Origin of the sequence: Mesorhizobium sp. NFR06 (genome assembly GCF_900115245.1) — a bacterium.
Taxonomy (GTDB): Bacteria; Pseudomonadota; Alphaproteobacteria; order Rhizobiales; family Rhizobiaceae; genus Mesorhizobium.
This window is the reverse complement of the sequence record NZ_FOVT01000001.1, coordinates 85,270-105,190: the sequence shown is the minus strand read 5'-3', so window position 1 is coordinate 105,190 and position 19,921 is coordinate 85,270. Positions and strand designations below refer to the sequence as shown.

Sequence of the window (19,921 nt, the reverse complement as noted above, 5' to 3'; positions counted from 1 at the left end):
TATCCCGGCAATCGAAATCAGAGTGACCACAATTTAGGCAGGCCCGCCCGCCCATTGAGCAGTTCGACGAGCGGGACCAGCCGCTTGCGGAGCTGGTAACCGTCGCCGGCACAGAGCCTCGCAAGAAGCTTGCCAGATCGGCCGACGCTCCAGAAACTGGCGCCGCCCCAACCACCGACGACGGGGGCACCGTCAACGGGGCCACCGACGATGGCGCGGGCCGGCTCCAGCAGGCTTTCCGCTTGCGGCGAGACGAGCAGCAGCGTGGCGACGGCAAGCGCGCCGCCGGTCGCCGCCGGCCGCCGGAGCGAGGCCGCGATGTCCGGGCCGACCCGGAAATCCTCCGCATGAATCAGCGCACCGCCCTGGCGAACCCGCCAGCGGTCATGGAAACTGCCTTGAACCATCCGCTCGCCCATCGCAAGCCGGCCGAACAGCGTGGCCTCGAGCAGCAATGCCTCGGCATCCTGCGCGAGCTCGACATCCAGAGTGCGGGCGAAGGCGGCCCGGTCGAAAACGATGGTTTCCTGCGGCAGCCAGGCTATGCGGCCGCCCCGACCGACCCGCAGGCCGACGCTAGTCTCGGCCCTGTCGTCGGCGGCGCGATAAACCTTCTCGCAGGCCTGGGTGGTGATGGAGGCAGAGGCGTCAGCGCCAACCTCGATGGTCCAGCCGAGACGGTCGCCGCCGGTCAGCCCGCCGGCGGTGTTGATCAGCACCACCTCGAGCGGATCGCCTTGCACGGCCGGCAAGCGGATCTTGGCCGATCCGTCCTGGTAAAGCCGCTGCAAGCGCGTCCGGCCGTCACTTTTGCCGCAGAAAAGCCTGCCTAGCCCGGCAACTCGTTGCGCGGCAGGCAAGGCGGGTCGGGTGTTGTCGATCATGTCCACGATCCCAGGTTAAGCACTCCAGCGGCTTTGTCGATATATCGCTTGTTGCTTGACATCGTTTCGGTTTCTATAGAGGGAAGCCACCTTGGAGCGGTCGCGCGATGCCTGGCGAGGTAAGGGCAACGGCGTTTATTGGATCCGGGGATCAAAAAAAGGGCGCTGATCGGTTGGGGTCGGCAAACGACAGGGAAGGAACCGAATGGCTGACCAGCTGACGACCGAGATCATCGAAAAGATTAAAGCGCATGCCGATACTGGCGGCGAAGAGATCACCACCAGCACCGATCTCAACACGCTTGGCATCCATTCGCTGGAGTTGACGGAGATCATCTTCGACCTCGAGGAAAAATATGGCGTCGAGATCGAGATGAACACCGTCGACGCCTGGAGCAATCTCAAGAACGTCGGCGACATGGTCGAGGCGGTTCGCGAACTGATCGCGAAAAAAGCCTGACTGCATGCAAAAACGCGTCGTCATCACCGGCATCGGCGGGATTTGCGGGCTCGGCAACGATGTGCCGGCAATGTGGGATGCCATGCGCGCCGGCCGCTCGGCGATCGGCGCGATCGAGAACCCGTTTCTGCATGACCTGAAGGTCAAAGTCGGCTGCGAAATCAAGGCATTACCGGACCATGGCATCGACCGCAAGCAGCTGGTGTCGATGGACCGCTTCAGCCTGCTGGCGGTGATCGCGGCCCGCGAGGCCATGCGACAGTCCGGATTGACGACGCATGCCGACAACACCTACCGGATGGGCGCCGTCATCGGCGTCGGTGTCGCTGGTTTCGAGACCATCGAGGAGAACTATCGCGCAATCCTGGTCGAGGGGCGCAACCGCGCCGCCATCTTCACCGTGCCGAAAGTGATGCCGGGAGCGGCAGCCGGCCAGGTGAGCATGAGTCTCGGCTTGCGCGGACCGGTCTTCGGCGTCACCTCGGCCTGCTCGTCGGCCAACCATGCTATTTCCTCGGCGGTCGACCAGATCAGGCTCGGCCGCGCCGACGTGGTGGTCGCGGGCGGCACCGAGGCGCCGCTGGTGTGGGGCGTGCTCAAGGGTTGGGAGGCACTGCGGGTGCTCTCGCCCGATACGTGCCGCCCCTTCTCGGCCGACCGCCAGGGCCTTTCGCTCGGCGAAGGCGCCGGCATGGCAGTGCTGGAAAGCTACGATCACGCGATGGCGCGCGGCGCCACCATTTTGGCCGAGATCGCCGGCATCGGCCTTTCGGCCGACGCGTCCGACATCGTCGCGCCGACCGTCGAGGGCCCGGAAGCGGCGATGCGCTTCTGCCTGGCCGATGCCGGGCTCAATGCGGAAGATGTCGACTACCTCAATGCGCATGGCACCGGCACCAAGGCCAACGACCAGATCGAGACCGCTGCGATCAAACGCGTCTTCGGCGAGCATGCCGGTTCGCTTTCGGTGTCGTCGACAAAATCGATGCATGCGCATTGCCTCGGCGCGTCCGGCGGGCTGGAGATGATCGCCTGCGTGATGGCGATCCGCGACGGCATCGTGCCGCCGACCGCCAATTACCGCGAGCCCGATCCTGAATGCGACCTCGACGTGACGCCGAACGTGGCGCGCGAGCGCAAGGTGCGCGCGGCGCTGAGCAACAGTTTTGCCTTCGGCGGAACCAATGCGGTGCTGGCTTTCAAGGCGGTCTGATCACAGCCGGCTGGCTGCCTGAAATGTGCATGGCAGGCCGCTTGCCGGCGTATTGATCCCGGCCGGCCAGGGTCCTAATTCTTTTTTCGCCCGCCACGAGCGCCGCCCGGCGCCATTCCACGCATTCGGAGTTTCCGATGACCGACCTGTCCGCCTTTCCGATCGCCAAGCGCTGGCCGGCCAACCACCCCGACCGGCTGCAGCTTTATTCCGCCACGACTCCCAATGGCGTGAAGGTCTCGATCGCGCTGGAGGAGATCGGCCTGCCCTACGAGCCGCACTACGTCGATATCGGTAAGAACGAGAGCTGGACGCCGGAATTCCTGTCGCTCAACCCGAACGGCAAGATACCGGCGATCATCGATCCGGACGGTCCGGGCGGCAAGCCGATCGGCCTGTTCGAGTCCGGCGCCATCCTGCTCTACCTGGCCGACAAGACCGGCAAGCTCATTCCCGCCGATCCGGCGCGACGCTACGAGACGATCCAGTGGGTGTTCTTCCAGATGGCGGCGATCGGCCCGATCTTCGGACAGGTCGGCTTCTTCCACAAATTCGCCGGACGCGAGATCGCCGACAAGCGGCCGCTGGAGCGTTACCGCGACGAGTCGCGGCGGCTGATCGGCGTCCTGGAAACGCGCCTGAAGGGCCGCAAGTGGATCATGGACGACGACTACAGCATCGCCGACGTTTCGATGCTGGGCTGGGTGCGCAACCTGATCGGCTTCTACGAGGCGCGCGAACTGGTCGGCTTCGATGATTTCCCGACCGTCGCCGAATGGCTGGAGCGCGGCCTGGCGCGGCCGGCGGTGAAACGCGGCCTAACCATCCCGGCAAAGGGTTAAGAAGAGCGGTTCAGCGTCTCTATTTCGCCTTGGCCTTGGCGCCACCCCGGCCGAACACGGAGGCCGCAAGCCTCGCGGTGGCGACGACCGCTCCCGTCGCGACGCTCGCAACGGTGCGGATCGGGCCGGATTTCTTTGCCGCCGGCTTTGGATGCTTCGCGCTCTTGGCCGCGACCTTGTGAAGCGCGTCGGGCGTTACTTTCTTCGGCGACGCCTTGCCGAAAGTCGGCTTGACATCTTTCGAACGCTCCGCGACCGCGGGGCCCGCGCCAGGCTTGACCTGCGTCGTCCTGGATTGGCCGGCCCTGGTTTTTTTGGCCGCGGGTTTTCTGCTGTTGGCTGCCATCTGACGGCTCCTGCTATTTCTTTTCCGCAATTCGGGACGGAATGCGGTTGCACACCGTCCTGCTCCGGCGCCGGACAATTCGGGATAGGGTCATAACGGCGTGAAAACCTTAAGGTTCCCGTCGAAAAATATTGAAAATTGAGCGGGTTAACCAATCAGCAGGGTCATTGACCAATGACCAGTCATTAACCAATGACCATGTCGGCCGGCCGGCGCCGCGCCAGCACCCGCTCGATGTTGGGCATGTCATTGGAGGCGATCCAGGCGCGGGCGTCCTCATCGGACTTGCCGTGTTCGCGCCAGCGCTCCATCAACCGACGCTCGAGCTCGCCCCGCGGCACGTCGACGAAGATGGTGAAATCGAACAAAGGCGCCAGCCGCGACCACGGCTCCTCGTCGAGCAGCAGATAATTGCCCTCGACGAGGATGAACTTGGCGTCGGCGGAAACGATCTCGGCCGCCGCGCGCGACAACTCGATGTTGCGATCGAACACCGGGATGGCGATATCGGGCTCGCCGGAGCGGATGCGCTTCAACAGCGTCTCGAAGCCGGCGAAATCGAAGGTTTCCGGCGCGCCCTTGCGCGAGCGCAAGCCACGGCGGTTGAGAATGATGTCGTCATAATGGAAGCCATCCATCGGCACGACTTCGGACGTGCCTTCGGGCAGCAATTCATGCAACCTGCCCGATATGGTCGACTTGCCGGCTCCCGGCGGGCCGGCGATGGCAACGACGAAACGCTTGGCTTTGCCGGCGCGCTTGAAGATGGCGGCGGTGATATGGGCTAGGTCGGACATCGGCGCCTCTGCGTTAGCGAATCCGGCCACATCTTGGCGGCTGTCGGCGGAAATTTCAAACCTGGTTACATGATGCCAACGTTTCGACGGCTTGTCGGGCAGTCTCCCGCCTTCGAGATTAGCCGAGACGCCCATCCCTTCGTCATCCACGCTCCTTGCTCCGCCCTGGATTGACGAGATCTCAGGCGCTGTGGCCTGAACCTTCACGCCGGAACGGATCGGCCGATGCGCAGGAATTCGCCGTCGAAAGGCACCTCCCGGGTCGCGCCGTTCGAAGCAAGGATGCGCAATCGGTCGGGCACGGTTTCCAGTCCGCTTGGCGGCTCGGCCTGGGTGAACGGAACGGCGCCGATGACATGGCGGAACGAGAACGATCGTCCTTGGGCCAGCGCGAAGGCGGTCGCAATGCCTTCATGCTTCAGCCAGTTGTCGCCGAGCGAGGCGGCATGGCCGACCGCGGCGCAACCGTCCTCGATGCCGAGCACGCCCAGATGGCGGCCGCTCCAGGGCGCATAGTCGCGCCCGCCATTGCTGAACCACAGCATGGTGATCGGCAACTCGGCCGGATTCTTCAGCACCAGCACCAGATCCTGCTCGGCGCGGCGCGCGATAGCCGTCCAGCCCGGGCCGCCGTGATCGGCCTCGACCAGTGTGATGAAATCCTCGCGCTTGTCCTCCATGCGATAGTCGGTGAGGTCTGCGGTGCCGCCGGCGGCCAGCGGGAACTGCGTGAGATCGGTGGCGCGGGCAGGATAGGCAAGGCGAAAGCGGCCGCGCGCCGGATCAGGCTCCAGCGGCGAGGCGGACGTGACCGCCACGCGCTTGGGCGAGAAGGCAAGCCGGCCGCCGTCCTGCATCGCCGTCATCGGATGATGGGCGACGGAGATGGCGCCGGAGCCGCCGGAAAAGATGTGCTCCTGGTAGAGGAAGGGATGATTGTCGCGCAGCGTCAAAACCTTATCGACGGTGGCACCCATCACTTTGCGGCGCAGCCGCAAGACGGCGCGCCGGACGCCGGCGATGGCACTGTTTTCAACGACGTCCCACTCACTGTTGGCCGGCCAGCCATGCAGGGGCGCCGCCTCGACGTCGCTGGTGGAGAACGGCGCGCAAAGGAAATCGCCGGAGAGGCGCACCGTGCCTTCGGGCAGGTTTTGCGGCAACGTCTCGCGCGGCGAGCCGACCCAGGGGGCGCGATGCAGCGGCTTCAGCGTGCGGCCGCCGGCTTCGATCTCCATGGCTGCGATGTGGCCGACGGCGAGATCGAGGGAAACGGAGATGCCCTTTGCGCCGATCGTGAGCGTGTCCATGGATGCCTCCCCGAATCTTTGCGCAAGGAAAGCCTGACCGTGGGAGGGCGCGCAAGCGGGGCGACTGGCATTTTGCATCAAGACGTCGCGCCCTTCGTCATTCTAGGGCGGAGCAAGGAGCGAAGCGACGCGCGCAGACCCTAGAATGACGAAGGATACGTCGCCGCTTCACGCACGAGAACCCCCTCTGTCGCCTGCGGCGACATTTCCAGGGTGCTGGCGCCGCCGTTTCGACACCAGGGCTAAGTGTTAGAAATCGCGCCGCAAACAATTCGCCCCAACCGCCCCTACTGCCGCTGATACTCCCTGACCGGCGACTTGGTTCCATCCGTATAGGTCACCTGCACCGCCATCGATTTCACGTCGTCCTTGACCTTGAAATAGGGCTGGTAGTCCGCCGGGATGGCGTAAGGGTCCTTGGCGTCGCAGGGCGGCATTTTGATCTCCTTGTCCAGCGCGGCGCCGTTCAGGCTGTAATGCACTTGCTTGATGGCGCAGCGGAAGGAGAGCATCTGGGTGAAATAGACCAGGCCGCGATTGCCGCCGGCGTCGAAGGCGATCCACGAGGTCCAGAACTGGTCGAGGATCTGCTTGTTGCCCTGCTGCAGCGCCGCATCGGGATCGAAGCGGATGTCGAACGGGCCGGTCTGGCGACCCCTGATATCGAGATACTTTATGGCGATGGTGGTGGCCGCGGTACTGTCGGGCAACTCGAAACTCGGATTGGGCATCGCCCTGCCGGTGCGCTGATCGTTGATCGCCATCAGGCCGGTGTCGGTGAACGGCCCGCTATCGCCGAGCCGCCAGGAAATGGCGGTGGCCGGCTCGGGCAGCGAAATCGTCATCGACCAGCCTGCGTTGGAGCGCGTCGGCGTCAGCGTCGGTACGAAGCGTGAGGGATCGAGCACGTCGCCGAGCGCCGCCAGCCGGCTGCGGCTGCGGTCCAGCCAATCGGCCAGTTGGGTCTGGTCGACGAAATATTTGAGCAGGCCGCCGTCCTTCTCGTAGGAGACGAATTTGCTCAGCGCCTCGGCTTCGCTGCGCTTGTCGGCAAGCGTCTGGCTGCCGAGGCGGTCCTCGGAAAATTCCTGCGCCTCAAGGAAGTAAGCCGGCGCATAGTTCGGGTTGGCCGCTATGAAGGCGTTGAGCTTGTCGAGCCGCTGGGCATCGTCGAACTGCAACAGGTGGACAAGCTTGATCGACGGCGCCTTGGCCCTTTCGGCGAGCTGGCCGAACACTTCGCGGGCGCCGGCCTTGCCGTCCTGCACCCTGAGCAGCGTGGCAAAGCGCGTGTAGGGATCGATGGCGTCGACATCGAAGCCGGCAAAGGCGAGGTAGGAGTGGCGGGCGTTGAGCATGTCGCCGGCCAGTTCGTAGACGCGGGCGTTGTGATAAAACTCATCCGGACGCTTCGGATCGGCGATCGCGCCGCCCTGCGCGGCAAGCTGCGCGAAGCCCTTGGCGATGGCGTCGATGGAGGCGGCGATCTGCTCGGTGGTCGCCTGCAGCTTTTCAGCCTGTGCCTGCTGCTGTTGCTGGCCGGCGGCCAGGGTGTCGGCGGTCTGCTTGACCGCCTCGACCGTCTTCTGCGTCTCGGCGCCTTGCTCGGCCTGCCTGATCTGGGTTTGCGCGATCTCCTCGGTCGTCCTGGCCACCGTGTCGGTGGACTTCTTGACCTCCTCGACGGTCTTCTGCGTTTCGGTGACGGTCTTTTCGATCTTCGCCACCTTCTGCGAGACGATGCCGAGCGACTGCTGCAGCTCGGCTACCGCCGGCACGAGGTTGGCGATGATGCCGTTCTGCGAGTTCGTTTCCTGCTGGATGCCATAGACGCCGCCGGCGATCGCCGCGGCGCTGGTGGCGAAGATCAGCGCCGGCATCGCCTTGGCGGCCAGCACCAGCCGCAGCACCATGGCGATGGCGATGATGGCGGCCGCGACGGCCGCGACCAGCGCTATGTAGGCCGCGAAGGGTCCGAGCGGGTTGAGCACGTCGCCGACCGCGCCGCTGACGAAGGCAAAGCTGGCCGCCCATTTGCCGGTGCGGCTCAGCGATGCCTTGAGCAGCGAGGTCGTGCCCGTGGCGATTTCCGACATGCCGATCCCCCCAAACCGATGCGCCATCATAGTGGCAAGGGATGGCAAAGGCGAGGCGCGCGAACGTCTGGACCGAGGCGGAGCGCCACCGAATTCGCCCATGGACCAGCTTTGACGCTGCCCCGCATCGCCCTGCCGGTGAGGGGCGGCGCCGAGGTCGAGAGCAAGGCAGCCCCGTACAGGCCTGTGAAACCTGGGCAAAGACGTCGTTACGCCCGTTAACCGGTTGGACGCGGCATCTGCGTTAGGCTAGCTTCCCGGCATCTCAGCAACAGCTTAAGAACAGTCTTGTCCTATCTGCATCCCTTGCCCCTCATCCAAAAATTGATGGCCGCGCTGGCCCTGCTTCTCATGGTTGCCGGCTGCACCACAGCCGCGCCGCCCGAAAGCGTGCTCGCCGTTCCGGCGGCGCCGCAGAAATACGCGGCGATCGTGGTCGATGCCTCGACCGGCAAGACCTTGTTCGAGGTCAACTCGACGGCGCAGCGCTATCCCGCATCGCTGACCAAGATGATGACGCTCTACATGCTGTTCGAGGCGCTGAACTCCGGCCGCGTCACCAAGGAGACGCAGATCCCGGTCTCCGACCATGCGGCCTCGCAGCCGCCGACGAAGCTGCGCTTCCGGCGCGGTGAAACGATCGACGTCGATTCCGCGATCCGCGCCATGGTGGTGAAGTCGGCCAACGACGTCGCGGTGGCGGTGGGCGAATATCTGGGCGGCGGCAGCGAGGCGCAGTTCGCCGCCATGATGACCGCCAAGGCGCGCCAGCTCGGCATGACCAGCACCAATTTCCGCAACGCCTGCGGCCTGCCCGACGACGGCCAGACGACGACGGCGCGCGACATGGCGGTGCTGGGGCTGGCGCTCGAGCACCGCTTCCCGCAGCATTTCCACTATTTCTCCGAAAGCGACTTCATGTTCCGCGGCCGGTTGGTGCGCGGCCACAACGATATGCTCGGGCGGGTGCGCGGCGTCGACGGCATCAAGACCGGCTACATCCGCGCTTCGGGCTACAACATCGTCACCTCCTACAATGCCGACGGCAGGCACCTGATCGTGGTGGTGATGGGCGCCGACAGCGCGCGCCAGCGCAACAACCATGTCGAGCAGCTGATCCAGCGCAGCCTTGCGCCGACGACCGCGGATGCGCATACGCGGCTGATGTATGCCGGGCAGCCGCAGGCCGCTTCGCCGCTGCCAGGGTTAACGGTTCCTGGCTCGTCGCTCGCAGGCTTGCCGGCGCCTGGTTCCTCGCTTCCCGGGCTGCCGCCGCCAGGGATGCCGGCAACCGATTCGTCGCTGCCGGGGCTGCCGCCACAGTAGAGCGTCGCGAGGATCATGCCCTGCGCCGCGCTGAATTACCTTCGGCATCGTCATCCTAGGGCGTAGCAAGGAGCGAAGCGACGCGCGTAGACCCTAGGATCCATGCCATGACCTATGGGCGATGCAGCGGTGCAGACCCTGACACCGAAACGCCGGCGCTGACTTCCTCTTTCTGCTCCGCCGTGTTTTTCGGCAGACGTCACGGCATGGATCCCAGGGTCTGCGCTCCGCTGCGCGTCGCTCCGCCCTAGGATGACGAGCTGATAGGGCACCGCCTCAGGGCGCCCTACCGTACCACCAGCACCGGGATCTCTGTCAGCGACACCACTTCCGCGGTCTGGCTGCCGAGCACCAGGCGGCCGATGCCGCGGCGGCCGTGCGAGGCCATGACGATGAGGTCGCAGCCCTGGGCACCGGCGACTTCGAGGATCGCTTCGGCGGGCGCCTTGTTCTCGACATGGATGCCCTTGGAGCCGACGCCCTTGGCGTCGGCCTCGGCCATGCATTTGCCCAGCACCTCGCGGCCGTATTTGCGGGCGTTTTCCTCGTAATTGGCCAATTCGTCGGCGGCCACATAGCCGGACATGGCGCCGCCCCAGGCCAATGCCGGGAACGATTCCGAGACGTTGAGGAAGGTGACGCTGGCGCCGAGGCCCTTGGCCAGCTCAAGGCCGTGGGCGACGCCCCTTTGGGCCAGTTCCGAGCCGTCGGTGGCGATCAGGATGTGTTTGTACATGATGGCGATCCCTCTTTGCGCGGGGCGCGGTACGCCCCCGGGTGGCGGGAGCCCGGCGAGACGGGCTCAGGCTTGATGTAGTTTGTCGGGCGGGCGGGCCACAGGGGTTGGATGGGGCCAGGCGCGCGGGATCGTGGCGCCAGGGCGTGTAATTGGCCGCGGCGCTTCCCCACTCCGTCTTCGTCCGAGCCACCTCTCCCCCACCGAACAGGTGAGGGAGAGGAAATGGGCCGCGCCCCTGGCGATTGGCATTTCCTCTCCCTCGCGGAGCGGGGGGTCCGAAGGACGGGCGAGACCCGTGGCTCGCCCCGGAATGGTGGATCGGCGAAGCCGAGACGGGGGGCGGCGCCAACCTGTGCAATTGCCCGCCGCGCCCTGCGAGGCGCCCCGCCCAATCACAAGAACTTGTTCTGTCACACAAGATTCACACTCACCATGGATATGCCGCGCCGGCTCGGCGTATCGTATGGCAAGCCGACAACAGGAGCACTGACCATGGCCAGCGACCCGAAGGCAGCCGCGCAAAAGCAAGCCGACAACGAAAACGACATCGCCGGCGAATATCTCGAGGCCGAAACGGTATCGGAGGACGCGCAGCACGGATCGGACGAGATCCTCGAAGCGCCGGAAGTGCCGGATTCCGAACCGCACGTTCCCGGCCGGGTCAAGCCGAAGAAGAAACCGTCGGCGATATCGGGGCGCAAATTCCGCAAGCGCGACCTGGTGCGCATCGATGATCTGCGGCCCAGCCTCGCCGACCGCATCCGCTCCGACCATCCCGACCTGCCGCGCGGCGCCCGCATCAGCCGCGAGGAGCTTGGCCGCTACCGCATGCGCTACATGGAGGAGTTGCTGCAGCAGGAGCACGGCGAGTTCTCCGAGCTCGACCGCCAGGTGGTGGAATCGATCGCCAGGCAGGACACGATCTCGGAAAACTCGGAAGAGGAGTTCGAGGAGCACCGCTCCTTCGCCGACCGCGTTTCCGACACCATGGCCGAGTTCGGCGGCAGCTGGTGGTTCCTGATCTCGTTTGGCACCGTGCTTCTGGTCTGGATCGGACTCAATTTGATCGCCGGCACGGTGCACGCCTTCGACCCCTACCCGTTCATCCTGCTCAACCTGATGCTCTCCTGCATCGCCGCCATCCAGGCGCCGGTGATCATGATGAGCCAGAAGCGCCAGGAAGCCAAAGACCGGCTGCGCTCCTTCAACGACTACCGGGTGAACCTGAAGGCGGAGCTCGAAGTGCGGCACCTGCACGAAAAGCTCGACTACCTGATCTCGCGCCAATGGCAGCGGCTGGCCGAAATGCAGCAGATGCAGCTCGACGCCATGCACGAGCTGGCCGGCGCGAAGAAGCAGAAGCGCGCGACAAGGGCGGTGCGGCGAAGGGCGGCGACGAGCGAGGCGGAGGGGTGAGGCCTTGGAGCTTGGGTTCCTCGCCCCCGCCAGGGGCGGGGGTTCCGAAAGGACGGGCGAGACCCGCGGCTCGCCCCGGAATGGTGGCTCGGCGAAGCCGGGACGGGGAGGGGGAGCGCCATGCCCGACAGCCCTATCGGTGAGACAATCAACCCATCACAGGCCACCGCATAATCGCCAATTGGCCGTTGAAGCCCGGAGCGGCTTCCGCTAAGAAGCCGTGGCTGGCCGGCTCACCGGCCGGTTCGTTTTCCGGTTCACCGGGAAGCACCCGTAGCTCAGCTGGATAGAGCGCTGCCCTCCGAAGGCAGAGGTCACAAGTTCGAATCTTGTCGGGTGCGCCAATTCATTGGCGCCGCTGTCCTTTAGCCCAGCGTCTCACTGATCGCCGCCGCCAGCCGCTCCACCCCATCCCTCATCTGCGCCGCATCACACGCGGCATAGCCCAGCACCAGTCCCTGGGTCGGCGCCGTGTTCTGGAAATATTTCGACAGCGGCGAGACGTTGATGGCCCTTCTTGCCGCCGCCTGGCTGACCTTGATGTCGTCGATGCCTTCTTTGAGATAGCCCACCACCTGGATGCCGGCTTCGGCGGGGGACAGCGTGATCTCGTCGCGCAGGCGCTCGGAAACAATCTCACGGAAAAGCTGGCGGCGCTGGGCGTAGATGCGGCGCATGCGTTTGAGGTGCCGGCTCATGTGGCCTTCGGTGATGAAATCGGCCAGCGCCGCCTGCAAGAGCAGCGGCGCGAACTGGCCGGTGGTGGAGAGCGCGTTGACAATGCGCCCCGCCAGCTCCATGGGCAGCACCATGAAGCCGATGCGCAGTGCCGGGAACAACAGCTTGGCGAAGGTGCCGACATAGATGACGCGGCCGGAGCGGTCCATGCTCTGGATCGCCGGCACGGGGCGGCCCTGAAAGCGGTACTCGCCGTCGAAATCGTCCTCGATCACCCAGCTGTTGGCGGTCTCGGCGATGTCGAGCAGGCGCAGCCGCTCCTCCATGCGCATGGTGATGCCGAGCGGATGCTGGCAGGCCGGCGTCACATAGATGAGGCGGGGCGAAAAGTTTGGCGCGTCGAGACGCCAGCCGCGCTCCTGGTCGACCGGGATGGGCAGGATTTTCGCGCCGGCCACAGTGAAGGCGGCCTTGGCGCCGTAATAGCCGGGCTCCTCCATCCACACCGTGTCGCGTGGGTCGAGCAGCAGGCGGGCAAGAAGATCGAAGGCGGCCTGCGCGCCGGTGGTGACGACGATCTGCTCGGGACGGCAGCGCACGCCGCGCGCCGCGAACAGATAGCCGGCGATCGCCTGTTTCAGCGCCGGGTGGCCGGTGACGTCATAGGTGCCGAATAGGGTCTCGCCGCCATGGCTGGCGCGGCGCGCCACCAGCCGGCCCCAGACGCCGAAGGGAAAGCTCGTCGCATCCGGCATGCCGGGGTGGAAGGCAATGTGCCCCGGCCTGCCGTGATGGCAGGGCTGGCTGAGCAATTGCTGGCCGCGCCGGGAGGGCGCACGCAGCGGCACGGGCGGCGCTTCGGCCGGCGTCTCGCGCGGGCCGTCCGGCAGGTCGACGATGACCGGACGCGCGCCCTGGCGGTTGGCGAGATAGCCTTCGGTGGCGAGCTGTTCGTAAGCGGCGACGATGGTGTTGCGGCCAAGGCCGAGCTCGGCGGCCAAAGCGCGGGTGGAGGGCAGTTCCGAGCCCGGCGCCAGCCTGCGGTTGCGGATGATGGCGACGAGGCCGTGATAGAGCTGGCGCGAGAGGTGCTCGGGGCTGGCGCGGTTCACGGCGAGCATGTCGAGCGGGAAGGCCTGGGGCTTGGGGTGGGGGCGCATGGTTCAGCTCAAACGCGTGCCGAGCGCGCTGGCTTTCCGAGTCGAGTTCCTTCGCGCCCCCCTCTGTCCTGCCGGACATCTCCCCCACTTGGGGGGAGATTGGCGGTTTGAGCGCCCCGCTCGTCCAGCAGCGTCGGGTGATTGGCGAAAGCCGACGTGACATCGATCTCCCCCCTCGTGGGGGAGATGCCCGGCAGGGCAGAGGGGGGCGCTGTCCCGCCGACGTTCGACATCTTGCTGATCTCCATCTCCCCCATCCTGCCACAGCCGCCGGCGGACACAACTGGTTCCTTCATTTTCCGGAAAACTGGCCCTCGCGATGGAGACAGAGCGGCGTAGACTTCTCCTCGTGACGTTGGGGTAGGACGTCGAAGACAAGGTAGGCTTGGCGGGACAACCGGGAGGGCGTCCGGCCGAACGAAGACGGCGGGGCTTTGCATCCCGCCGACCGCAGCTATCTCCTCCCGAGACCCCCGCAGCAACCCGACCGCGGGGCGGAAAGCGAGCAATGACGACAGTTCGACTTGGCATCAACCCGATCACCTGGACCAATGATGACGTGCCGGAACTGGGCGGCGACACGCCGCTCGAGACCTGCCTCAGCGAAACCGCGGCAGCTGGTTATGCGGGAACGGAGCTTGGCGGCAAGTTCCCGCGCGACAGCCGCACGCTCAGGCCTATCCTCGACCATTACGGGCTGGCACTGGTTTCCGGCTGGTATGACGGCCGCATCTGCGAGAAGGAGGTGGACGAGGAATTCGAGGCGATTCGGCCGCATCTGACTTTGTTGCGCGACCTCGGCGCCAGAAATGTCGTCTATGCCGACACCTCGCGCGGCCGCCACGGCGCCATCCACGATCCGATCTCGCAGCGGCCGAGGCTCATGGACGACGAGTGGAGGCTTTACGGCGCCAAGATCACGCGGCTGGCCGAACGCTGTGCCGATTTCGGTGTCGGCATGGCCTTCCACCATCACATGGGCACGATCGTCGAGACCGACGACGAGATCGACAGGCTGATGCAGAGCACCGGCGATGCGGTCGGGCTGCTCTACGACACCGGGCACTGCGCGTTCTCCGGCGGCGACCCGGAGCAGCTGTTGCGCCGGCATGTCGGACGCGTCGTGCATGTGCACTGCAAGGATGTGCGCCCGGCGATGCTGAAGAAGGCGCGCGACACCGACATGAGCTTCATGGGCGCGGTGATGGAGGGCATCTTCACCGTGCCCGGCGACGGCGCGATCGACTACGCGACGCTGCTCAAGATCCTCGCCGGCCAGGGCTACTCGGGCTGGCTGGTGGTGGAGGCCGAGCAGGATCCGGCCAAGGCGCATCCCTTGACCTATGCCACGATGGGGTATCGCAATCTGAAGAGGCTGGCGCAAGGCGCAGGCTTCTACGTGCACGAGCGCAAGGGCTGAAGGCAGAATGGGACACCCAGGAGGGCAATGAGTTCGGTCCTGTACCAAAACGTGGTCAAGAATTTCGGCGCGCTCAACGTGCTGCGATCGCTGGACCTTGCCGTGCCCGACCACAAATTCCTCGCGCTGCTTGGCCCATCGGGTTGCGGCAAGACGACGGCATTGCGCATCCTGGCGGGGCTCGACATGCCGACCGCCGGCAAGGTCTTCATCGGCGAGCGCGACGTCACCCGGCTGCAGCCGCGCGACCGCGACATCGCCATGGTGTTCCAGAGCTATGCGCTCTACCCGCAGATGACGGTCGCCGAAAACATCGGCTATCCGCTGTGGATCCGCGGCACGCCCGATGCCGGGCGCAAGGCCAAGATCGGCGAGGTCGCCGCCATCCTCGAGATCGGCCATCTGCTCGACCGCCGACCGCGCCAGCTGTCGGGCGGCCAGCGCCAGCGCGTGGCGCTGGCCCGTGCCATCGTGCGCGACCCGGCCGCCTTTCTCATGGACGAGCCCCTGTCCAACCTCGACGCGCGGCTGCGGCTCACCATGCGCGGCGAGATCAAGCGGCTCTGCCAGCGCCTCAGCGCCACCACGATCTACGTCACCCACGACCAGGTCGAGGCCCTGACGATGGCCGATTTCGTCGCCGTCATGCATGGCGGCGAGCTGCAGCAGATGGCGCCGCCCATCGAGATATACGACCGCCCGGCAAACCGTTTCGTCGCCACCTTCGTCGGCAACCCGCCGATGAACATCCTGCCGGTCGCGCTCTCCGAGCAAGGCGTGATGGCGGGCGGAAAGATCGTTGCGCTGGAGCGGGCGCGGCTCACCGAGTGCCGCCTTGCCGAGATCGTCGAGATCGGACTGAGACCGGAAGATTGCAGCGTCGCCCAATCCGACGCGCCGAACGCCCTGCCCGGCGAAATCTATGTCGTCGAGCCGATGGGCAACGAGACGCTGGTCAACGTGCGCCTGGACGGCGGCAACGTCCAGGTACGGGCCGGGCGCGATTTCCGGGGTGCGGTGGGCGAAAACATCGGCGTCGCCTTCGACGCGGCGAACGCCTGTTTCTTCAATTCGGTCGGCATCACCGCCGTCCACAGGGTCAGCAACAATGGGAGAGTGAAATGATGCATTCCAGCAGACTTACTCGCCGCTCCGTCATCAAGGGCGGGCTCGGCCTGGCTTTGGCCACCACGGCCCTCACCACGCTTGGCCTACCGGTGCCGGCGAGAGCCGCCGGCAAGAAGGTCATCATCGGCGCCTTCACCGATGGAGGGCTGACGCCGTTCAAGCAGAAGATCATCCCGCAGGCCAAGGAGGCCGGCTTCGACATTGAGTTCCTCGAGGACGAATACGGCGTGACGCTCGAGAAGTGGTTCGCCGATGCCCAGAGCGGCGCCGGCCAATACGACCTCTATCTGCTCGACGATCCCTGGGTGCCGCAGTTCGGCGCCGCCAATGTGCTGGAGGATCTCGGCGCCGGCGGCATCGACGGCGCCGACAAGGACTGGATCGGCTCGATGATCGACATGGGCTACTGGCCGCCGCAGAAGGGACCGCGCGTCAAGGGTTTCGAGGACGCCAAGCCGACGCTGATCTGCGTGCCCTTCGTCGGCGATCTGCAGACGCTCACCTACCGCAACGACGTCTTCACCGGCGGCGCGCCCAAGACCTGGGACGAGGTGATCGCCAAGGGCAAGGAAGGGGTGGCGGCCGGCAAGATCAAATACCCGGTCGTCTTCCGCGGCGTCTCCGGCAACCCGATCATCACCAGCTGGTATCCTGTCTTCCTGTCGTTCGGCGGCGCCTTCTTCGACGACAAGTGGAACCCGATCTTCAATTCGGCGGAAGGCAAGGCATCGGCCGATTTCTTCGTCGGCACGATGAAGCAGAACGCACCGAGCGGCGTGGTCGAGTTCGATTCCGACCAGGAAGGGGCGGCGATCCTTGGCGGCGATGCCGGCGCGATTATCCAGTATTCCGGCAATGCCTTGAAAGCCGACGATCCCGCCCAGACCAAGGTCGCCGGCAAGCTCGATTTCGGCGTCGTGCCGAAGCAGCAGTCGGCGATCGCGCAGATGGGCATCTTCATTGCCGGCGTGCCGAAATCGGCACCCAACAAGGCAAACTCGATCGAGTTCCTCAAATGGTACACCAGCGCCGAAACACAGGCCAAGCTGTCGGAAGCGGGCTCGATCCCGGTCAAGCGCAGCGCCTTCGGCATCGCCAAGCCGGGCAACCGGCTGATCCCGGTGGCCCTGCAGCAGCTCGATGCCGGCGCGCTGCCTCGGCCGCGCACGCCCGACTGGGCAAAGGTCGAGGAACTGCTCGGCATCGAGCTCAACAAGGCGCTGCAGGCCGGCTCCGGCGGCGGTGCGGCGCTCGACAACGCCGCCAAGCAGGTTAAGGACTACCTGACCACGGCCGGCTACTACTGATGCAAAGCGCAACGCAGGCACGCAAATATCGCCTGCAGGGGGCGGGGCTCGACCTCGCCCTCCCCTATCTCATGCTGGCGCCGGGGCTGACGATCGTGCTCGGCGTTCTGGTCTATCCGCTCTGGGATGGCCTCAGGGCCAGCACCAGGGCTTACCGCTACGGCTCGCCGGTCTCCGATGTCGGCTGGCAGAACTATGTGCATCTTTGGAGCGACGCACAGTTCCTGAATTCGCTCTGGGTCACGGTGAAGTTCGTCGCGCTGTCGGTGTCCTTCGAGGCGGTGCTCGGCTTCGCGCTGGCTCTGTTTTGCCTGCGCGAGTTTCGCGGCATCCGCCTGCTCAGGACGGTGCTCATCATGCCGATGGTGATAACGCCGGTCGTCGTCGCCATTGTCTTCCGGCTGATCTATGCCAGCGACGCGGGCATGCTGACGGCGATCTCCGAGTGGATGGGCGGCGGCGAGGTGCAGATCCTCGGCAACCCCGTCAACGCCTTCATAGGCCTTGTCATTCTCGACATCTGGGAGTGGACGCCGCTGATGTTCCTGATCCTGCTCGCCGGCTTGCAATCGCTGCCGCATGAGCCGTTCGAAGCAGCGCGCGTCGACGGCGCCGGCGCGTGGCGGGTGTTCGCCGATCTCACTTTCCCGATGATGCGGCCTGTGCTGGCTGTCGCCATTGTGCTCAGAACGATCGATGCCTTTGGCACATTCGACCAGGTCTTCGTCCTGACCCGTGGCGGTCCAGGCGAAGCGACTAGGCTGATTTCGATCTACGGCTACGATACCGCCTTCAAATTCCAGCAAACCGGTTACGCGGCTGCGTTGTTCGTGACGATCGGTCTCGTTGTGCTTGCCTTGGCTTTCAGCGCCATAAGGCTTTTGCGCAGGATCGATGCGTCATGAACGCTCGCCTGGCGCGCATCTGCGTAATGACCGGCGTGCTGGCCGTCGTGCTGCTGCCGATCTACTGGCTGGTCTCGACCTCCTTCAAGTCGAACCGGGAGATCACGCAGGAAGGCACGCTCTACCCACACGTTCCGACACTCGACAACTACGTTCGGCTGTTCACTGAAAAGCCGTTTGGCTCTTATCTGACCAATTCGCTTGTGGTGACTTTCTTTTCCGTCGCCATTGCCCTGGTGGTCGGCGCGATGGGCGCCTATGCGATCGCCAGGTTCCGCCTGCCTTTCGCCGCGGAGCGCAAGGTCGGCCTGTTCCTGCTGACGCTGCGCATCATCCCGCCGGTCGTCATCTTGATCCCCGTCTATCTGCTGATGCTCAGCCTCGGCCTGCTGGACAGCTGGCTTGGACTGATCGCCACCTACACAGCCTTCAACGTCACCTTCTGCGTCTGGATGATGGAGAGCTTCTTCCGTGAAATCCCCGTCGATCTCGAGGAGGCGGCCATGGTCGACGGCGATTCCCGCTTCGGCGCGTTCCGCCGCATCACGCTGCCGCTGGCCGCGCCCGGGCTGGCGGCCACCGCCATCTTCGCGGTGCTGGTCACCTTCAACGAATTCCTCTTCGCGCTGGCGCTGACCGCGACGCCGCGGGCGATGACCATGCCGCGCGGCACCGCCACGCTCATCGGGCGCATCGATACCGACTGGGCCTCGATGGCGGCCGCCGGCGTCATCGGCGCGCTGCCGATCGTCTTCTTCGCGCTGCTGGTGCAGCGGCACCTGGTTCGCGGCCTGACCATGGGGGCCGTGAAGTGACCGCGGGCCGGGCATGTTGAACTGGCCGTTGCAGACGGCCGCACAGGAAAGTTGAACGCATGATGGATGTTTGTCTGTTCGGGGCGGGACTGATCGGAAGGGTGCATGCCGGCAACCTCGCGCGTCACCCGAAGGTGCGGCTGCGCTACATCGTCGATCCCAACCGGGAGGCTGCCGCCAAGGTCGCTGCCGAGAGCGGCGCCGAGATCGCAGACACCCAGACCGTGATGAACGATCCGTCGGTGAAGATGGTCTTCATCGCATCGGCGACGCGCACGCACGCAGAGCTCGCCATGGCCGCAGCGGCGAAAGGCAAGGCGATCTTCTGCGAGAAGCCGATCGACCTCGATCTGAAACGCACGGACGAGTGCCTGGCCGCGGTCGAAAAAGCGGGCGTGCCGTTCCAGATCGGCTTCAACCGGCGCTTCGATCCGAGTTTCCGGGCGCTGAAGGAGCGCCTTGACGGCGGCGAGATCGGCGCCGTCGAGCAGGTCATCATCACCAGCCGCGATCCCGAACCCGAAACCGAGGAAGCACTGGCGGGAGGCGGCGGCGTCTTTCGTGAGATGACCATCCACGATTTCGACATGGCCCGGAACCTGCTCGACGAGGAGCCCGTCGAACTTTTCGCGACCGGTTCCTCGCTTGTGGCGCCGCAATACAGGAAGCTCGGCGACTACGACACCGCGATGTTCATCCTGCGAACGGCGTCCGGCCGGCAATGCCACATAAACAACAGCGTCAGGGCCGCCTATGGCTACGACCAGCGCATCGAGGTGCATGGCGCCGACGGCATGCTGCAGGCCGGCAACCGTCTGCCGACCTCGGTGGAAATGTACGGCGGCAAGGGCATATCGCGTGACAAGCCCTATTATTTCTTCGTCGAGCGCTACGCGGAATCCTATGCCGCCGAGGTCGATGACTTCATTTCCTGCGTGGAGACGGGGAGGAAGCCCGCCGTCACCGCTAGCGATGGCCGCAAGGCGATGATCCTTTGCGAGGCAGCGCTTGCCTCGGCGAGGTCCGGCAGGTTCGAGCCTGTGAAGCCCTGAGCGATCTGAATGAACCGGGAGTCCCGA

At 65.3% G+C, this 19,921-nt stretch carries 18 protein-coding genes and 1 tRNA gene; 12 read left to right on the top strand and 7 right to left on the bottom strand.

Annotation, left to right across the window (positions count from 1 at the left end; translation table 11 throughout):
* Positions 1 to 17: 17 nt before the first annotated feature.
* Positions 18 to 884, bottom strand: coding sequence for an urease accessory protein UreD (locus F3H96_RS00525; RefSeq protein ID WP_149789988.1), 867 nt, complete (start codon positions 882 to 884; stop codon positions 18 to 20).
* A gap of 205 nt (positions 885 to 1,089) precedes the next feature.
* On the opposite strand from F3H96_RS00525, the gene F3H96_RS00520 reads away from it, so the two are divergent.
* From F3H96_RS00520 to F3H96_RS00510, 3 genes are all read left to right on the top strand, one after another.
* A complete protein-coding gene (locus tag F3H96_RS00520) occupies positions 1,090 to 1,344 on the top strand; it encodes an acyl carrier protein (RefSeq protein WP_149789987.1) in 255 nt (84 codons plus the stop codon).
* 4 nt (positions 1,345 to 1,348) lie between these two features.
* On the top strand, positions 1,349 to 2,557 hold the full coding sequence (locus tag F3H96_RS00515) for a beta-ketoacyl-[acyl-carrier-protein] synthase family protein (RefSeq protein WP_149789986.1): 1,209 nt from the start codon (positions 1,349 to 1,351) through the stop codon (positions 2,555 to 2,557).
* Positions 2,558 to 2,694: 137 nt separating this feature from the next.
* A complete protein-coding gene (locus F3H96_RS00510) occupies positions 2,695 to 3,399 on the top strand; it encodes a glutathione S-transferase N-terminal domain-containing protein (RefSeq protein WP_149789985.1) in 705 nt (234 codons plus the stop codon).
* 19 nt (positions 3,400 to 3,418) lie between these two features.
* Here the strand turns inward: F3H96_RS00510 and F3H96_RS00505 are convergent, their stop codons facing one another.
* The 4 genes from F3H96_RS00505 to F3H96_RS00490 all read right to left on the bottom strand — a co-directional run bounded on the left by F3H96_RS00505 (position 3,419) and on the right by F3H96_RS00490 (position 7,948).
* Positions 3,419 to 3,745, bottom strand: coding sequence for a hypothetical protein (locus F3H96_RS00505; protein ID WP_149789984.1), 327 nt, complete (start codon positions 3,743 to 3,745; stop codon positions 3,419 to 3,421).
* A gap of 185 nt (positions 3,746 to 3,930) precedes the next feature.
* On the bottom strand, positions 3,931 to 4,542 hold the full coding sequence (locus F3H96_RS00500; RefSeq protein WP_149789983.1) for a nucleoside triphosphate hydrolase: 612 nt from the start codon (positions 4,540 to 4,542) through the stop codon (positions 3,931 to 3,933).
* A 203-nt stretch (positions 4,543 to 4,745) separates the two neighbouring features.
* Complete coding sequence (locus F3H96_RS00495; RefSeq protein ID WP_149789982.1) at positions 4,746 to 5,852, bottom strand: hypothetical protein; 1,107 nt, start codon at positions 5,850 to 5,852, stop codon at positions 4,746 to 4,748.
* Between the two features lie 287 nt (positions 5,853 to 6,139).
* Complete coding sequence (locus F3H96_RS00490) at positions 6,140 to 7,948, bottom strand: methyl-accepting chemotaxis protein (protein WP_149789981.1); 1,809 nt, start codon at positions 7,946 to 7,948, stop codon at positions 6,140 to 6,142.
* A gap of 327 nt (positions 7,949 to 8,275) precedes the next feature.
* On the opposite strand from F3H96_RS00490, the gene F3H96_RS00485 reads away from it, so the two are divergent.
* A complete protein-coding gene (locus F3H96_RS00485) occupies positions 8,276 to 9,274 on the top strand; it encodes a D-alanyl-D-alanine carboxypeptidase family protein (RefSeq protein ID WP_188131250.1) in 999 nt (332 codons plus the stop codon).
* A gap of 286 nt (positions 9,275 to 9,560) precedes the next feature.
* On the opposite strand, the gene F3H96_RS00480 is transcribed toward F3H96_RS00485, so the two are convergent.
* Entirely contained in the window at positions 9,561 to 10,010 is a 450-nt protein-coding gene (locus F3H96_RS00480) for a universal stress protein (protein ID WP_149789979.1), read from the bottom strand.
* Between the two features lie 495 nt (positions 10,011 to 10,505).
* Between F3H96_RS00480 and F3H96_RS00475 the strand changes: the two genes are divergently transcribed.
* Positions 10,506 to 11,429, top strand: coding sequence for a DUF1003 domain-containing protein (locus F3H96_RS00475; RefSeq protein ID WP_149789978.1), 924 nt, complete (start codon positions 10,506 to 10,508; stop codon positions 11,427 to 11,429).
* Between the two features lie 267 nt (positions 11,430 to 11,696).
* Positions 11,697 to 11,773, top strand: a tRNA-Arg gene (locus F3H96_RS00470).
* A gap of 21 nt (positions 11,774 to 11,794) precedes the next feature.
* Here F3H96_RS00470 and F3H96_RS00465 read toward each other — a convergent pair.
* Positions 11,795 to 13,267 (bottom strand): PLP-dependent aminotransferase family protein, encoded by a 1,473-nt coding sequence (locus F3H96_RS00465; protein WP_149789977.1) that lies wholly within the window; start codon positions 13,265 to 13,267, stop codon positions 11,795 to 11,797.
* Between the two features lie 508 nt (positions 13,268 to 13,775).
* Between F3H96_RS00465 and iolE the strand changes: the two genes are divergently transcribed.
* The 6 genes from iolE to iolG are packed head-to-tail and all read left to right on the top strand — an operon-like array spanning position 13,776 to position 19,894.
* A complete protein-coding gene (gene iolE, locus F3H96_RS00455) occupies positions 13,776 to 14,687 on the top strand; it encodes a myo-inosose-2 dehydratase (protein ID WP_149789975.1) in 912 nt (303 codons plus the stop codon).
* A 27-nt stretch (positions 14,688 to 14,714) separates the two neighbouring features.
* Complete coding sequence (locus F3H96_RS00450; RefSeq protein WP_149789974.1) at positions 14,715 to 15,812, top strand: ABC transporter ATP-binding protein; 1,098 nt, start codon at positions 14,715 to 14,717, stop codon at positions 15,810 to 15,812.
* Entirely contained in the window at positions 15,809 to 17,122 is a 1,314-nt protein-coding gene (locus F3H96_RS00445) for an extracellular solute-binding protein (RefSeq protein ID WP_149789973.1), read from the top strand. The genes F3H96_RS00450 and F3H96_RS00445 overlap by 4 nt, the downstream gene beginning before the upstream one ends.
* On the top strand, positions 17,122 to 18,027 hold the full coding sequence (locus tag F3H96_RS00440) for a sugar ABC transporter permease (protein ID WP_149789972.1): 906 nt from the start codon (positions 17,122 to 17,124) through the stop codon (positions 18,025 to 18,027). The genes F3H96_RS00445 and F3H96_RS00440 overlap by 1 nt, the downstream gene beginning before the upstream one ends.
* On the top strand, positions 18,024 to 18,842 hold the full coding sequence (locus F3H96_RS00435) for a carbohydrate ABC transporter permease (protein WP_149789971.1): 819 nt from the start codon (positions 18,024 to 18,026) through the stop codon (positions 18,840 to 18,842). Before F3H96_RS00440 ends, F3H96_RS00435 begins: the two co-directional genes overlap by 4 nt.
* A 59-nt stretch (positions 18,843 to 18,901) precedes the next feature.
* A complete protein-coding gene (gene iolG, locus F3H96_RS00430; RefSeq protein ID WP_149789970.1) occupies positions 18,902 to 19,894 on the top strand; it encodes an inositol 2-dehydrogenase in 993 nt (330 codons plus the stop codon).
* Positions 19,895 to 19,921: the final 27 nt, after the last annotated feature.

Excerpts from the sequence above, each read along its gene's own strand:
- F3H96_RS00525 (WP_149789988.1), bottom strand. The coding sequence starts at position 884 with ATGATCGACAACACCCGACCCGCCTTGCCTGCCGCGCAACGAGTTGCC.
- F3H96_RS00520 (WP_149789987.1), top strand. The coding sequence starts at position 1,090 with ATGGCTGACCAGCTGACGACCGAGATCATCGAAAAGATTAAAGCGCAT.
- F3H96_RS00515 (WP_149789986.1), top strand. The coding sequence starts at position 1,349 with ATGCAAAAACGCGTCGTCATCACCGGCATCGGCGGGATTTGCGGGCTC.
- F3H96_RS00510 (WP_149789985.1), top strand. The coding sequence starts at position 2,695 with ATGACCGACCTGTCCGCCTTTCCGATCGCCAAGCGCTGGCCGGCCAAC.
- F3H96_RS00505 (WP_149789984.1), bottom strand. The coding sequence starts at position 3,745 with ATGGCAGCCAACAGCAGAAAACCCGCGGCCAAAAAAACCAGGGCCGGC.
- F3H96_RS00500 (WP_149789983.1), bottom strand. The coding sequence starts at position 4,542 with ATGTCCGACCTAGCCCATATCACCGCCGCCATCTTCAAGCGCGCCGGC.
- F3H96_RS00495 (WP_149789982.1), bottom strand. The coding sequence starts at position 5,852 with ATGGACACGCTCACGATCGGCGCAAAGGGCATCTCCGTTTCCCTCGAT.
- F3H96_RS00490 (WP_149789981.1), bottom strand. The coding sequence starts at position 7,948 with ATGTCGGAAATCGCCACGGGCACGACCTCGCTGCTCAAGGCATCGCTG.
- F3H96_RS00485 (WP_188131250.1), top strand. The coding sequence starts at position 8,276 with ATGGCCGCGCTGGCCCTGCTTCTCATGGTTGCCGGCTGCACCACAGCC.
- F3H96_RS00480 (WP_149789979.1), bottom strand. The coding sequence starts at position 10,010 with ATGTACAAACACATCCTGATCGCCACCGACGGCTCGGAACTGGCCCAA.
- F3H96_RS00475 (WP_149789978.1), top strand. The coding sequence starts at position 10,506 with ATGGCCAGCGACCCGAAGGCAGCCGCGCAAAAGCAAGCCGACAACGAA.
- F3H96_RS00465 (WP_149789977.1), bottom strand. The coding sequence starts at position 13,267 with ATGCGCCCCCACCCCAAGCCCCAGGCCTTCCCGCTCGACATGCTCGCC.
- iolE (WP_149789975.1), top strand. The coding sequence starts at position 13,776 with ATGACGACAGTTCGACTTGGCATCAACCCGATCACCTGGACCAATGAT.
- F3H96_RS00450 (WP_149789974.1), top strand. The coding sequence starts at position 14,715 with ATGAGTTCGGTCCTGTACCAAAACGTGGTCAAGAATTTCGGCGCGCTC.
- F3H96_RS00445 (WP_149789973.1), top strand. The coding sequence starts at position 15,809 with ATGATGCATTCCAGCAGACTTACTCGCCGCTCCGTCATCAAGGGCGGG.
- F3H96_RS00440 (WP_149789972.1), top strand. The coding sequence starts at position 17,122 with ATGCAAAGCGCAACGCAGGCACGCAAATATCGCCTGCAGGGGGCGGGG.
- F3H96_RS00435 (WP_149789971.1), top strand. The coding sequence starts at position 18,024 with ATGAACGCTCGCCTGGCGCGCATCTGCGTAATGACCGGCGTGCTGGCC.
- iolG (WP_149789970.1), top strand. The coding sequence starts at position 18,902 with ATGATGGATGTTTGTCTGTTCGGGGCGGGACTGATCGGAAGGGTGCAT.